Genomic DNA, 14,023 nt, shown 5'->3' on the forward strand with positions numbered 1-14,023 from the left:
AGGCGGCCCTTTTCCCGGGGTGGGGGACCCTGCGCCCTTTTTTGGGGGAATTTGTTGTGTCGGGGGGGTCTTTACCCCCCCCACGGCCGCGCACGCCTGGCGGGACGTCCCGCACTCAGTACGGGCGCGCCCGGTGCTCGGCCGTGAGCCTCTCCAGCACGGGGACGACGTCGGCGGGAGCCGGCGTGCCGACGACCTCCCGGCGCAGTCGTTCCGCGCGAGCGCGGAACGACGGTTCCTCCAGCACCCGGACCAGCGCGGCACGCAGCCCCTGAGGCGTCAGCTCCCGCGGATCGATGCAGAGCCCGGCGCCCGCGTCCCGCACCCGGTGCGCCTTGGGGACGTTGCACCACATCTTGGCCGGCACCATCACCTGCGGGACACCGTGCGCCAGCGCGGTCTGGAGCGTCCCCGAACCCCCGTGGTGGACGATCGCCGCGCTGCCGGACAGCAGCGCGTCCAGCGGGGCGAAGTCGACGACCCGCACGTTGTCCGGCACGCGTCGGCCCGGTTCCAGCTGATCCGCGGTGAAGGTGGCGACCACCTCCACGTCGAGCTCCGCCACGGCGGCCAGCAGGTCACCCACGGATGTCCGGTCCGCCCCGACCACCTCGCGGAACGACCTGCCCAGGGTCAGACAGACCCGGGGCCGCCGCGGGGGCTCCCGCAGCCAATCGGGGATCGTCGCCTCTCCGTTGTACGGCACGTAACGCACCGGCACGGACGGCAGGCCCACGGGCAGCCGCAGCGATGGCGGCACGGGGTCTATGGTCCACTGGCCCACGACCAGGTCCTCGGTGAACTCCTGGCCGTGCCGCCGCAGGATCCGGCTCATCCACTCCTCGAGCGGGTCCTCCCGCAGTGCGGGCGGCAGTCCGGCCAGTCCGCTCAGGTAGTGCCGGCGCATCAGCCCGACCAGGTCCAGACCGAACATCAGCCGGGCATGGGCCGCCCCGCTGACCCGTGCCGCGAGAGCGCCGGGGTAGTACATGGTGTCCCACACCACCAGATCCGGCCGCCAGGCACGGGCGAAGTCGATCAGCTCCTCCGTGGTGTCGTCCGGCAGAGTGTTCTGGTAGACGAACGACGTCCACGCGGTGAGCACTCCGTGGACGTAGGAATAGGTCAGTTTCTCCGGCCGGGTCTCGCTGATGTCGAGAACGTCCAGCCAGGCTTCGTCACGGATCTCGTCGGGCTCGTCTGTGTACTCCGGGTTCATCGTGGCCGGAACGTCGAGGACGTCGCCGACCGCGACCGCGGTCAGGCCGGCGTTGTTGATGTCCTCGACGACGTCCGGCCGGGTGGCGACACGGACCTCGTGTCCCGCGGCCCGCATCGCCCACGCCAGCGGTACCTGGGTGTGGACGTGGGTGCTCGCCGGGAACGGCGTGAACAGCACTCGCATGGGACCCCACGCTGCCCCTGTTCCGTCGCGCCGCGCTCGAGGAATTCCGCAGCCTCGCACGAGCCCTCGTCGGAAGGCCTCCAGCGGACTTCGAAGCACACCGGCGAGTCTCGGCCTTCGGGTACCGGCCGGACGGGCGCCGGACCGGAGCGGGAGGGCAGCGATGGCGAAAGCCGGCACAGAGGTTGATGTCCTGGTCGTGGGCGCGGGCCTGGGCGGACTCTCGACGACCATGTTCCTCGCCCGACTCGGTGTGCGGGTGCTCATGGCCGAGAAGCATCCGACGACGTCGATCCACCCCAGGGCGATCGGCCAGAATCCGCGCACCATGGAACTGCTGCGGCTCGGCGGGATCGCCGAGCAGGTGCAGGAGGCCACCGACCATCGCGGCGCCAAGGGCCACTTCACGACCCGGGTCGCCGAAACCGTGGGCGGCGAAGTGCTCGACTCCTTCGAGGAGGGCTTCGAGCACCTGGTCGCCAGCACCGCGCCCTGCTCCCCGATGTCGTGGGCGCTGGCCTGGCAGGACCAGCTGGAGCCGCTGATGCGGGCCCGAGCGCTCAAGGACGGAGCACAGGTCAGGTTCGGCACCGCGTTGGTCTCCTACGAACAGGACGAGCTCGGCGTCACCGCGGTGCTGCGCGACCGGGAGAGCGGCGCGGAGACCACGGTGCGGGCGCGTTACCTCGTTGCCGCCGACGGCGACCGCAGCCCCATCCGGGAAGGGCTCGGCATCGCCCGCCACGGCCACGGCTCGCTGTCCCACGTCGTGGGCATGATCTTCGAGGCCGATCTGAAGACGGTCCTTCCGCCGGACGCGTCCGGCCTCTACTACCTCCGCAACCCTCACTTCAGCGGCATCTTCATCGGTAGCGACCGTCCCGAACGCCACACCTTCCTGGTCGAATACGATCCCGAACGGGGCGAATCCGCAGACGACTTCACCCATGACCGCTGCGTCGAGCTGATCCGCGTCGGCCTGGACGCGCCCGACCTGGAACCCGAGGTGCTGGACATCCAGCGATGGGAGATGGCGGCCCGTATCGCCGAACGGTGGCGCGTCGGCCGGGTGTTCCTGGTCGGTGACTCCGCCAAGGTCGTGCCGCCCACCGGCGGACTCGGCGGCAACACCGCCATCGGCGACGGCTTCGACCTGGCCTGGAAGCTGTCCGCCGTACTGACCGGCCAGGCCGGGCCGGGTCTGCTGGACAGCTATGAGCCGGAACGCAGGCTCGTGGCACAGCTCGTGATGGACGAGTCCATGCATCTGTACGCCTCCCGGCTGGCCCCCCACCTGAAGGACCGGATGGCCGGGCCCGTCGGCTACGCGGAGGTGGTCCTCGGCTTCCGCTACCGCTCGCGCGCCGTCGTCATCGACGACGACGACACCTCCCGTGTCGAGCCCCCGGCCCGGCCCACCGGACGGCCGGGGTTCCGGATGCCCCACGTCTGGGTGCGGCGGGCGGGCGAACGCATGTCCACCGTGGACCTCTTCGGCACCGGCTGGCTGCTGATCACCGGCGAGGACGGCGCGGACTGGACCGAGTGGAGCCTGAGCGCCGGCAAGGAGCTCGACACTCCCATCGAGGTGCACGGTCTGGCCACCGATCTCAGCGACCTCGACGGCGACTTGGCCGAACGGTTCGGCATCGGCACGGCCGGAGCCAGCCTGATCCGGCCGGACGGGATCGTCGCCTGGCGCACCGCCACCCGGCCGGACGATCCCGCCGCGAGCCTGCGCGACGCCCTGGCCCGGGTGCTGTCCCGCTGAACCCGCCCTCGGCGGGGCCGGCCGCTAGGCGGCGGCGCCCGCCCGCCCGACGCGCAGAAGCCCGTACCACCGCGACGAAGGAGTGAATCCGCCATGGCGGCTCGCAACGCCCCGACCACGGTTGACGTCCTCACCGACGAGGCCCACCGGTACTACCGGGAGAACGGCTTCGTCCGGATTCCGCAGGTACTCTCCACCTCCGAGACGGAACGTTTCAGGGCGGCCTCCGAGGAACTGATGGCCCAGCACGGGCCGGAGATCTGGGGGGCCGGCGAGGACGAGGTGCAGGTGCACTTCGTCGCCCAGGCCTGGCTCAAGCACGAGGCGCTCCGCGACCTCGCGCTGCATCCGGTGGTCACCCAGATCGCCAGGCGCCTCGCCGGAGCCCCGCTGCGCGTCTACAGCACCGACGTCCTCCTCAAGCCGGGCCAGAAGGACCTGAACACGCTGCCCACGCTCGTGCACGACGACGAGACCGGCCTGCCGCTCGACGGCATCGACCGGACTCTCACCGCGTGGGTCGCGCTGGTCGACGTACCCGTCGAGCGGGGCTGCCTCAGCTACGTGCCCGGCTCCCATCTGCGCGACGCGGCCCACCGGCAGACCCACATGACCAGCTTCGCGGAACACCGGCCCATCGAGGACATCTGGCCGGACTACGGCTGGCAGCCCCGGATCACCGTCCCGCTGAAGGCCGGCGATGTCGCCTTCCACCACTGCCGCACCGTCCACATGGCCGGCCCGAACCGGACCGACAGCCCCCGGATGGGACACGGCATCGTCTACATGGACGCCGAAGCCACCTACCGGCCCGGGACCGAGGACGCCCACATCTCCCACATGGCGCCCGGTGACCGCCTCGACAACGAGAAGTTCCCCCTTGTCTAGAGCAGGCCGCGAAAAGGTGAGCGACATTCGAGGGACACGGAACCCCATGGAGATCAGCGAACTGGGCAGGCGGCTGCAGCGGGCGCACGGCGAAGTGTGGCTGCGCCAGATGAAGGGCGATCCGTACGCCGACGTGCTTCGCGGCCACGCGGAGGACCCGCACCCGGCCTACGAGCGGATCCGCGCGCTCGGCCCGCTGTGGCGCAGCGCCGGGGGTACGTGGGTGACGGCGGACCACGACCTCGCCGCGACGCTCCTGGGCGAGGCGTGGCCGCACGGCCCGGTGTCCGGTGAGGCCGGCCAGGTACCGGTGGACGAGGTGGGACTGGGCGGCGACGCCGCGTACTACGAGCGGCTGCGCGCATCGGCGGCGACCGCCTTCCCCCGATCCACGGTCAATGCGGTGTGCGAGCGGGCGGTCGACGGCCTGGCCGGGAACTTCGACCTCGTCACCGGCCTCGCGGAGCGAGTTCCGGTGGACCTGCTCGCCGAGACCTTCGGGCCGCCCGCGCCGCACCACCGGGAACTCGCCGAAGCCTGCGCCGACGCCGGAGTCGTCCTCGACGGCCTGCTGTGCCCGCAGCGACTGGACGGCAGCCGGCGCGCCCTGACCGCCGTCGGCCGACTGCGGACGCTCCTCGTGGCGCCGAACGGCGACGCGGCCCCCGACACGCGGGACGCGGCGGTGCTGCTGGCCACCGTGGGAGTACGTACCGCGGCGCGGCTCGTCGCGAGCGCCGTGCTCGCGGTGGTGGACCACTCCGAACAGTGGTCACGAGTGGCCGACGACCCCGAACACGCGGCCCTGGTCGTGACCGAGACCCTGAGGTACGACTCCCCGGTGCAGCTTCATCCGGCCCTCGCCCGTGCCGACGTCGAGTTCGCCGGGCAGCGCGTGTCGGCGGGTGAGCAGGTGGTGGTGCTCGTCGGCGCCGCGAACCGCGACCCCGGGCGCTTTCCCGACCCCGGCCGGTTCATCGCCGGCCGCCCGGCCGACGTCCTCGTCCCTGCCCGGTACCACCGGGTGACGCTGCCGTTCGCCCGCGCCCTGGCGGAATCCGTCGTCCGCGCGCTGGTGGCCGCGGGGCGGCGGCCGCGCCGGGCGGGACAACCGCTGCGCAGCCGCCGTTCGCCGGTGACCAGGCACCTGCTCAGCTGTCCGCTGGCCATCGGCTGACCGGTACCGACAGAAAGGAATCCGGCGATGCGAGTCCTGTTCACCTCGATCGAGGGCAATCACTTCCACCAGATGGTCCCGTTGGCCTGGGCCCTGCGCACCGCGGGCCACGAGGTGCAGGCGGCGTGCAACGAACAGCTCGTCGACACCGTCACCCACACGGGCCTGACCGCCGTGCCGATCGAGTCCCCGACCCTGTGGGAACAGCTCGACGACTTCCAGAAGGAGGCCATCTCCCTCTTCAACGAGATCGGCACCAGCAAGCAGGACCCCTCCAAGGCGACCTGGGAGGACCATCTCGCCTACGAGAACATGGTGGTGCCCGCCCTCTACCAGCCGCTCAACAACGACGCACAGATCGACCAGCTGGTGGAGGTGGCCCGCGGCTGGCAGCCGGACCTGGTGATCTGGGAGAGCTTCTCGATCGCCGGGGCGGTCGTCGCCGCCGCGGTCGGCGCGGCTCACGCGCGCCTGGTGTCCGGCCCCGAGCTGGCCCTTCAGATGGTCACCCGTGGACACTTCGTACGCCACCGCGACCAGCAACCCGAGCCGCTGCGGGAGGACCCGACGGCCGAGTGGATCGACTGGACGCTCGAACGGCTCGGCAGCGACCGGCGGTTCGACGAGACGATGCTGACGGGCCAGTGGGTCATCGACACCCGGCCCGGCAGCCTGCGCCAGGAGCTCGACCTGCCCACGGTGGCGATGCGCTACGTTCCGTACAACGGGCGCTGCGCGGTGCCGAGGTGGCTCTACGCCCCGGCCGAGCGCCGACGGGTGTGCGTCACCCTCGGCACCTCCATCACCAGCGAGGCCTCCGAGCGGTTCCGGTTGGTCGACACCCTCGCCGCCCTCTTCCAGAGCCTGGCCGGACTGGACGTCGAGATCATCGCCGCCCTCGACCCGGCGCAGCGCGACGCCCTGCCCGAACTGCCGGACAACATCCGCACCACCGACTTCGTCCCGCTCAACGAACTGGCCCCCTCGTGCTCGGTGATCGTGCACCACGCCGGCTACCAGACGAAGGCCACGGCGGACCTGCACGGCGTGCCCCAGGTCGTCATCGTCGGCTACGAGTGGGTGAGCGAGGACATGGGGGAGGAGTACGAGAAGTCGGGCACCACCTTGGCCGTCTCCGCCCGTGACCTGAGCGCCGAGGTGCTGCGGGAGAAGATCCTCCGACTGCTCGACGAGCCCTCGTACGCCGAGCGGGCCAGGGATCTGCGCAGGGAGATCCGTGCCATGCCGACGCCCAACGAGGTCGTGCCGGTCCTGGAGAAGCTGACCGGGGAGCACCGGAACGGCACGTGACCGGGCCCGGCGGCGGGGCACGGTGAACCAGTGTTCTTCGTGCTCTCCTCGAGACCGGTGCGTCAGCGTCGTCGGCATGTCGAATCCGTGGGATCTCCCAGACGAACTGCCCACCGACCTCCCTGTGGCACGTTGCGAACTGTCCGACGGCCGAGTGGTGTCCGCGGTGCAGGAAGCGGAAGCACACACTCTCTGGGAGGAGATCAGCAGCGCCGCCCCCTACCGCAGGGCCGCGGAGGGGCTTGGCGCCGACGAGGCCATCATCGACGTCGGCGCGCACGTCGGGCTGGCGTCCCTGCTCTTCGCCCAACTCGCGCCCGACAACCGCCTGCTCGCCTTCGAGCCGGCCCACAAGGCCTACGCCTGCCTCGTCGAGAACCTCGCCCGCCACCTCCCGGGAGCGACCGCGTACCGGCAGGCGCTCGGATCCGCGCCGGGCAAGTCCGAACTGATCTACCGCCCCTACGTGGCCTCGGCCTCGACCCTGTTCGACGACGCCGAGGACGACACCCGCAACCTCGAAGCGCACCTCGACAACATCCACGCGGACGCACAGACGCGAGAGGTCGTGCGGCGGACGTTCAACGTGACCCAGCGGATTCCGGTCGAGGTGACCACGCTGGCCGCCGTCATGGCGGAGCGCGGCGTGGACCGTGTGGGCCTGCTCAAGATCGATGTGGAACGGGGTGAACTCGACGTCCTCGACGGCATCGATCCCGGCTGCTGGCCCCGCATCCGACGGGTCCTGCTCGAGGTCCACGACATCGACGACAGGCTCGGGCGGATCGTCTCGAGACTGGCCGGCCTCGGCTTCAGGGCCACCGTCTCCCAATGGGGCGTCTACGTCGGGGGCAGTGTCCACCTGGTGCTCGCGGAACGGGACTGACACGTCGAGGAGGACGGACCGATGAACGACGGCGCCCGGCGGCCGTCCGGCACCGAGGCCCCGGAGCGGCATGCCCTCGCCCCCGATCTCGCGCGGGGCCTCATGCTGCTGATCGTCGCCCTGGTGCACGCCCACATGTTCGTGGGTGGGAGCGCCGCGGTGATCCGGGGGTACCCGCCGGTCGCCGGCTCGCCGCTCGACGCGTGGACGGCGGGGCTGCTCACCGTCCTCGCCGACAGCCGCAGCTTCCCGATGTTCGCCCTGCTGTTCGGCTACGGCACGGGCCGGATCCTCGCCCGCGAGCGGGCACGGGGACGGGACGAGCCCGGAGCCCGTGCCGTGCTGCGGCGGCGTGCCCGATGGCTGCTGCTGTTCGGGTTCGTCCACGCACTGCTGCTGTTCGCCGGGGACGTACTGGGCGCGTACGGGCTGCTCGGACTGGTCGCGGTCGGCCTGACCGGCGTCCCTGACCGCACCCTGTACACGGTGGCGGGCGTCGGCGTCGTCATGGGAGCGGTGCTGTACGGCGGCACCTTGGCGGCGAACGCCTCCGGCGACCCGGGCGGTACCGCGGCGGCGATGTTCCTGGCCGCCGACCCCGCCACCGACGCCGCGTACCGAGTCGGCACCTGGATGTTCACCACGCCGCTGTTCGCCGTCGTATCGCTCGGCCCGTTCCTGATCGGTGCGCGCGTCGCCCGGCAGCGCGTCCTGGAGGAGCCGGGCCGCCACAGGGCCTTGCTGCGGCGGGTGGCGCTGTGGGGCACGGCCCTCAGCGTCGTCGGCGGTCTCCCCCTGGCGATGATCACCTCCGGGACGTGGACCACCGCGCCCTCGGACGTGACCTTGGGGCTCAGCGTGCTGCACGTCCTGACGGGGTACGCGGGCGGCTGCGGACTCGCCGCGGCGGTCGCTCTGCTCGCACTGCGCCTGGAGGGCCGGCGAAGCGGGACCGTGAGCGCGGTCGCCGCGTGCGGCCGGCGGTCGTTGAGCTGTTACGTGGGGCAGTCGGTCGTCTGGCTGGTGCTGTTCGCCCCGTACACCTTCGGGCTCGGTGACCGCGTCGGTGTCTTCGCCTCGGCGCTTGTCGCCCTCGGCACCTGGTGCGTTGGCGTGCTGGCCGCGGAACTGCTGCGCCGAAGGAACAGACCCGGGCCCGCCGAAGCGCTGCTGCGCAAGGCGACCCGTCGGGCCGGGAAACCGCCCGGCGTGCGCGGGAAGGAGCGGAGCAGCACCGCGGACGCCTCCAGGCCACCGCGGCACTGACCCGCTCGTTTCGGCACGGCGCCGCGGCTCACCCGAGCCGCTGCGCCGGTCGCGGCGACGCCGGTGCCGGAGCGGCCGCACGGCGGACGAGCGGCTGCCACCAGGCACGGTTGTCGCGGTACCACTGGATGGTCTCGGCGAATCCCCGCTCGAACGGGATGTCCGGCTCGAAGCCGAGTTCCTCCCTGATCCGCTCGGCGTTCAAGGCGTACCGGCGGTCGTGGCCCTTGCGGTCGGCGACCTGGTCCACCCGATCCCAGCCGGCGCCGAACTCGGCCAGCACCATCCGGGTCAGGTCCCGGTTGGCCAGCTCCCTCCCGCCGGCGATGTTGTACGTGGCGCCCGCCCTGCCGGACTCCAGCACCAGCTGCACCGCCCGGCAGTGGTCGTCGACGTGCAGCCACTCCCGTACGTGCAGCCCGTCGCCGTACAACGGGACCTTCCTGCCCTCCAGCAAATTGGTGACGAAGAGCGGAATGACCTTCTCGGGGAACTGGTGAGGCCCGTAGTTGTTGGCGCAGCGAGTGATCGACGTCCACAGCCCGTGGGTGCGGTGGAAGGACCGGACGAGCAGGTCGCTCGCCGCCTTGGAGGCCGCGTAGGGGGAGTTGGGCTCCAGCGGGGACCGCTCCGAGAACGCCCCCTCGTCCGTCGACCCGTACACCTCGTCCGTCGAAATGTGCACGAACCGGTTGACCCCCGTGCGGACGCAGCAGTCCAGCAGGGTGTGGGTGCCCGTGACATTGGTGGTGACGAAGGGAGCGGAGCCGGCGATGGAGCGGTCGACATGGGACTCCGCCGCGAAGTGGACCACGGCGTCATGTCCCGGCAGCAGGTCCGTCAGCAGCTCGCGATCGCAGATGTCGCCCCGCACGAACGTCAGCCTCGGATGGGTACGTGGCAGATTGGTGAGCGTGCCCGCGTAGGTGAGTTTGTCAAGGACGGTCACCCGCGCGTCCTCGTAACCGCGATAGCGGCCGGCGAGCAGGCTCCGCACATAGTGGGAACCGATGAAACCGGCGCCACCGGTGATCAGCAACCTCATGAAGGACGCCCCTTCGGACACGGGCGGGAAAGGCCGGGGGAGGTCAACGGGCCACGCTCGCCGTGACGTAGCGCACCGGCGTCTCGATCGACAGGGGCCCGCCGTCCTCACGCATGTCGTCCAGCGCCTTGGTGAGCCGGACCCGCAGCCGCTCCCGGTCGTCGTCGGGCAGGTGATCCCACAGCAGGCGCATGCCCTGGGTGTGGGACCACGTCACCCAGGCCTCACCGGAAGGCGCCACGAGGTCGACCGGTTCGTCGGTGACCTCCACATCCCGGAACCCCGCGGACTCCAGGGCCTGGCGCAGGTCGGCCTCCTTCGCCAGCCAACTGTTGAACCGGCGCTGGAGTTCCTCCGGCCGCCATTGCGGAGGCAGATTCTCCAGCAGCGACCGCGGGATGAGCTCGGTGAAGACCGGCGGGAGGAACGGAAACGCGTCGTCGTCGAAGACCGGGCTGGTGAAGGCGATGCGCCCGCCGTCGGAGAGCAGGTCGGCGTAGCGCGGCAGGGCGGCCCGCGCGTCCGGGAAGAAGATGAGGCTGTAGCTGCCGGTGACGACGTCGAAGGAGCCGGCCGGCAGGTCCGGGAACTCCCCGTCCATCACCCGGAGCTCGACGTTGCGGACCCCGTCGGACTCCGCCTCCCTGCGCGCCTCCTCGATCATGGCCGGTGCGATGTCGATGCCGAGTACGTGGCCCCGGTCGCCGACGAGCGACGCGGCGTGGAACAGACACGCCCCCCGGCCGCACCCCACGTCCAGCACACGGTCCCCGGGTTTCGGGTCCGCTCGTTCGACAAGGCGTCGCCCCATGGGGGTGAAGAAGGTGACTCCCAAACGGTCGTAGGCCCCTGCGGCCCGGTTGAACGCCGCTGTGACATGGGCCTTGTACGTTGTCTCGTCCACGTGCGCTCCCAAGGAATCCGCCGGACTGCGAAAGGATGACGAGAGGCCATCGTCCGACTGTGTCCTTCGAAAGCACTCGAAAGCAGATGGAGCGCGACTGGATGGTTTACTCGTCAACCGAGACCATCGAGACCACCGAGGCCAACCGAGCACTTTTCCGGTCGTGTTTACACGTCTTGGGCAGTGGAATAGTGTGATCCGATGACTTCCGCAGAGGCCATGAGTCAGCGGCCGGAGGCCGACAGCCATGATGTGATCAGGGTCCGGGGCGCGAGAGAGAACAACCTCGCAGATATTTCCCTCGATATCCCCAAACGGCGCCTCACCGTCTTCACCGGCGTTTCCGGTTCCGGGAAGTCGTCGCTGGTTTTCGGCACGATCGCCGCGGAGTCCCGCCGCCTGATCAACGAGACCTACACGGCGTTCATACAGTCGTTCATGCCGAATTTCGGCCGGCCCGACGTCGACGCCCTGCGCAATCTGAGCGCGGCGATCGTCCTCGACCAGGAACGGATGGGTGCCAACTCCCGCTCCACCGTCGGCACCGCCACCGACGCGCACACCATGCTGCGGATCCTGTTCAGCCGATCAGGGACCCCGCACATCGGCACGTCGGGAGCGTTCAGCTTCAACGGACCCGAGGGAATGTGTCCCGAATGCCAGGGGATCGGCCGGGTCTCCACGCTCGATGCCGGTGAGCTGGTGGACGTCGAACGCTCCCTCAACGAGGGCGCGATCACCGTGCCGAACTTCAACGTCGGTTCCTGGTACTGGAAGTCGATCGCCCACTCCGGCTACTTCGACCCCGACGTCAAGGTGAAGGACTACAGCCCCACCGAGCGGGACGACCTGCTGCACAGGACCGCCACCAAGGTCAAGCTCCTGCACAGCGGCACCGGCACCACGTACGAGGGCCTCATGGTCAAGGTGCGCCGCCTCTACCTGGCCAAGGACCGCGACGCCTTGCAGCCTCACATCCGCGCCTTCGTGGACCGGGCGGTGACCTTCGCCCGCTGCGAGGCGTGCGGGGGAGGCAGGCTGAACGCCGCCGCGCTGTCCTGCCGGATCAACGGACTCAACATAGCCGAGTGCTGCGCCCTGCAGATCAGCGAACTGGCCCAGTTCGTCCGGGGCATCGACGCCCCCTCGGTGGCCCCCCTGCTGACCAGCCTCAACGAACTGCTCGACTCCCTGGTGGAGATCGGTCTCGGCTATCTGAGCCTGGACCGGGAGTCGGGCACTCTGTCCGGTGGGGAGGCCCAGCGGGTGAGGATGGTACGGCACCTGGGGTCGAGCCTCACCGACGTCACCTACGTCTTCGACGAGCCCACCGTCGGACTGCACCCGCACGACATCCAGCGCATGAACTCCGTCCTGCTCCGGCTGCGCGACAAGGGGAACACCGTCCTCGTCGTGGAACACAAACCGGAGACGATCCGCATCGCCGACCACGTGGTCGACCTGGGCCCGGGCGCGGGACCGTCCGGCGGCGAGGTCTGCTTCACCGGTGACGTCACGGAGCTCCGTCGCTCCGGCACGCTCACCGGGAGGTACCTGGACCACCGGGTACGGACCAAGGAGCACGTGCGGCAGCCTGCGGGGCACCTTCCCGTCACAGGCGCCACGCTGCACAACCTCAAGGACGTCAGCGTCGAGATCCCCCTCGGTGTGCTGACCGTCGTCACCGGCGTCGCCGGGTCGGGCAAGAGCTCACTGATCCACGGCTCGCTGTCCGGCCGGGACGGTGTGATCGTGGTCGACCAGTCCGCGATCCGCGGGTCCCGGCGCAGCAACGCGGCCACGTACACCGGCATGCTCGACCCGATCCGTGCCGCCTTCGCCCAGGCCAACGGCGTCAAGCCGGCCCTGTTCAGCCCGAACTCCGAAGGAGCCTGCCGGAACTGCCGGGGCATCGGGCTGGTCTACACGGACCTCGCCATGATGGCGGGGGTCGCCACGCTCTGCGAGGAGTGCGAGGGCAAGCGGTTCATCGCCAAGGTGCTGACCTACACGTTACGGGGCAAGAACATCAGCGAGGTGCTCGGTCTGACGGTGAACGAGGCCCGGGACTTCTTCACCACTGGCCGGGCCCGGGCCATCATCGACCGGCTCGCGGACGTCGGTCTCGGATACATGGGCCTCGGCCAGCCCCTCACCACACTGTCCGGCGGCGAGCGCCAGCGCCTGAAACTGGCCATCCACATGGCTGAGAAGGCCGCCGTCTACGTCCTGGACGAGCCGACGAGCGGACTGCACCTCGCCGACGTGGACCAGCTGCTGAACCTGCTCGACCGGCTCGTGGGCGCCGGCAACACGGTGATCGCCATCGAGCACCACCAGGCCGTGATGGCTCGCGCCGACTGGATCATCGACCTCGGACCGGGCGCGGGCCATGACGGCGGCCGGGTCGTGTTCACCGGCACCCCGGCCGAACTCGTCTCCCGCGGCGACACTCTCACCGCCCGGCATCTGCGCGAGTACGTGGGCATGCCGGACGCCGGTGCGGCGCCCGGGCCGTCCAGCCGTCGTTGAGGCGCGTGCGAGACGCCGGGACCATCATGGTCATGAACGCAGACCAGAAAACACGGCTTTGAATCGGAGTCTGTTATGGCTTCCACCATGCAGTCGCGGAAACTCTCCGTCGAGGGCGCCATCGAATTCACCCCACGGGTGTTCGACGACGAGCGTGGCATTTTCCTGTCGCCCTACCAGGAGTCGGCGTTCTCGGGCGTCACCGGACATGCGCTGTTCCGGGTCGCCCAGACCAATCACAGCCGGTCACAGCGGGGTGTGGTCCGCGGACTGCATTACACCTTGACGCCACCCGGTTGCGGCAAGTATGTGTACTGTGCGCGCGGAAAGACGCTCGACATCGCGGTGGATATCCGGGTCGGGTCGCCGACCTTCGGCCGCTCGGATTCCGTACTCCTGGACACCGAGACATTTCGCGCCGTGTATTTCCCGGTCGGCGTGGCCCATGGATTCGTCGCGCTCGAGGACGACACCGTCGTCTCCTATCTGCTGTCCGGGGAGTACGTGCCGGAGCACGAGCTGGCGCTGTCGATTCTCGACCCGGAGCTGGCCCTGCCCATCCCCGGTGACATCGAGCCGATCCTGTCCGAGCGCGACCTCGCGGCGCCCACCCTGGAGAAGGCGGCGTCGGACGGCCTGCTGCCCGACTACGCGGAGTGCCTGGCGATCGACCGAGCCCTGCGGTCCGGCTGACCCCCTGCGGTCCGCCTGACCCCCTGCGGTCCGCCCGACCCCCGGCGGTCACGACGAGTGGTGGGGGGGGGGGGGGGGGGGGGGGGGGGGGGAAAAAAAAATCGCGCCAGCACTGCCCCAACGGACCCCCCCACGTCTAGGACGT

Annotated in this window: 11 protein-coding genes; 8 read left to right on the forward strand and 3 right to left on the reverse strand. The window is 70.3% G+C overall.

Annotated features, from left to right (window positions below; genetic code table 11):
* Positions 1–115: 115 nt before the first annotated feature.
* Positions 116–1,405: an activator-dependent family glycosyltransferase gene (locus ACFCZF_RS13980; RefSeq protein WP_376671844.1), complete on the reverse strand. Its 1,290-nt coding sequence runs from the start codon at positions 1,403–1,405 to the stop codon at positions 116–118.
* Between the two features lie 163 nt (positions 1,406–1,568).
* On the opposite strand from ACFCZF_RS13980, the gene rdmE reads away from it, so the two are divergent.
* The 6 genes from rdmE (at position 1,569) to ACFCZF_RS14010 (ending at position 8,704) form a co-directional block, all read left to right on the forward strand.
* Complete coding sequence (gene rdmE / locus ACFCZF_RS13985; RefSeq protein WP_376671845.1) at positions 1,569–3,176, forward strand: aklavinone 12-hydroxylase RdmE; 1,608 nt, start codon at positions 1,569–1,571, stop codon at positions 3,174–3,176.
* A gap of 93 nt (positions 3,177–3,269) precedes the next feature.
* Positions 3,270–4,064, forward strand: a complete 795-nt coding sequence (locus tag ACFCZF_RS13990) for a phytanoyl-CoA dioxygenase family protein (RefSeq protein WP_376671846.1) — start codon at positions 3,270–3,272, stop codon at positions 4,062–4,064.
* Between the two features lie 46 nt (positions 4,065–4,110).
* Positions 4,111–5,241, forward strand: a complete 1,131-nt coding sequence (locus tag ACFCZF_RS13995) for a P450-derived glycosyltransferase activator (protein WP_376671847.1) — start codon at positions 4,111–4,113, stop codon at positions 5,239–5,241.
* Between the two features lie 27 nt (positions 5,242–5,268).
* The gene (locus tag ACFCZF_RS14000; RefSeq protein WP_375922855.1) at positions 5,269–6,552 is read left to right on the forward strand and encodes an activator-dependent family glycosyltransferase; all 1,284 of its coding nucleotides are present in this window, start codon (positions 5,269–5,271) and stop codon (positions 6,550–6,552) included.
* A gap of 76 nt (positions 6,553–6,628) precedes the next feature.
* Positions 6,629–7,438 carry an FkbM family methyltransferase gene (locus ACFCZF_RS14005; RefSeq protein ID WP_375922858.1) on the forward strand — a complete coding sequence of 270 codons (810 nt, stop codon included), beginning with the start codon at positions 6,629–6,631 and terminating at the stop codon, positions 7,436–7,438.
* Positions 7,439–7,459: 21 nt separating this feature from the next.
* A complete protein-coding gene (locus ACFCZF_RS14010; RefSeq protein ID WP_376671848.1) occupies positions 7,460–8,704 on the forward strand; it encodes a DUF418 domain-containing protein in 1,245 nt (414 codons plus the stop codon).
* A 28-nt stretch (positions 8,705–8,732) separates the two neighbouring features.
* Here the strand turns inward: ACFCZF_RS14010 and rfbB are convergent, their stop codons facing one another.
* The gene (rfbB, locus tag ACFCZF_RS14015) at positions 8,733–9,749 is read right to left on the reverse strand and encodes a dTDP-glucose 4,6-dehydratase (RefSeq protein WP_376671849.1); all 1,017 of its coding nucleotides are present in this window, start codon (positions 9,747–9,749) and stop codon (positions 8,733–8,735) included.
* Between the two features lie 43 nt (positions 9,750–9,792).
* Positions 9,793–10,653 (reverse strand): methyltransferase domain-containing protein, encoded by an 861-nt coding sequence (locus ACFCZF_RS14020; RefSeq protein WP_310871127.1) that lies wholly within the window; start codon positions 10,651–10,653, stop codon positions 9,793–9,795.
* 201 nt (positions 10,654–10,854) lie between these two features.
* Here ACFCZF_RS14020 and ACFCZF_RS14025 point away from each other — a divergent pair, with 201 nt between their 5' ends.
* Both ACFCZF_RS14025 and ACFCZF_RS14030 read left to right on the forward strand, forming a co-directional pair.
* Positions 10,855–13,185: an ATP-binding cassette domain-containing protein gene (locus ACFCZF_RS14025; protein WP_376671850.1), complete on the forward strand. Its 2,331-nt coding sequence runs from the start codon at positions 10,855–10,857 to the stop codon at positions 13,183–13,185.
* Between the two features lie 75 nt (positions 13,186–13,260).
* A complete protein-coding gene (locus ACFCZF_RS14030) occupies positions 13,261–13,878 on the forward strand; it encodes a dTDP-4-dehydrorhamnose 3,5-epimerase family protein (protein WP_376671851.1) in 618 nt (205 codons plus the stop codon).
* Positions 13,879–14,023 lie beyond the last annotated feature (145 nt).

Origin of the sequence: Streptomyces sp. NPDC056296 (genome assembly GCF_042268605.1) — a bacterium.
GTDB lineage: Bacteria > Actinomycetota > Actinomycetes > Streptomycetales > Streptomycetaceae > Streptomyces.

Excerpts from the sequence above, each read along its gene's own strand:
- ACFCZF_RS13980 (WP_376671844.1), bottom strand. The coding sequence starts at position 1,405 with ATGCGAGTGCTGTTCACGCCGTTCCCGGCGAGCACCCACGTCCACACC.
- rdmE (WP_376671845.1), top strand. The coding sequence starts at position 1,569 with ATGGCGAAAGCCGGCACAGAGGTTGATGTCCTGGTCGTGGGCGCGGGC.
- ACFCZF_RS13990 (WP_376671846.1), top strand. The coding sequence starts at position 3,270 with ATGGCGGCTCGCAACGCCCCGACCACGGTTGACGTCCTCACCGACGAG.
- ACFCZF_RS13995 (WP_376671847.1), top strand. The coding sequence starts at position 4,111 with ATGGAGATCAGCGAACTGGGCAGGCGGCTGCAGCGGGCGCACGGCGAA.
- ACFCZF_RS14000 (WP_375922855.1), top strand. The coding sequence starts at position 5,269 with ATGCGAGTCCTGTTCACCTCGATCGAGGGCAATCACTTCCACCAGATG.
- ACFCZF_RS14005 (WP_375922858.1), top strand. The coding sequence starts at position 6,629 with ATGTCGAATCCGTGGGATCTCCCAGACGAACTGCCCACCGACCTCCCT.
- ACFCZF_RS14010 (WP_376671848.1), top strand. The coding sequence starts at position 7,460 with ATGAACGACGGCGCCCGGCGGCCGTCCGGCACCGAGGCCCCGGAGCGG.
- rfbB (WP_376671849.1), bottom strand. The coding sequence starts at position 9,749 with ATGAGGTTGCTGATCACCGGTGGCGCCGGTTTCATCGGTTCCCACTAT.
- ACFCZF_RS14025 (WP_376671850.1), top strand. The coding sequence starts at position 10,855 with ATGACTTCCGCAGAGGCCATGAGTCAGCGGCCGGAGGCCGACAGCCAT.
- ACFCZF_RS14030 (WP_376671851.1), top strand. The coding sequence starts at position 13,261 with ATGGCTTCCACCATGCAGTCGCGGAAACTCTCCGTCGAGGGCGCCATC.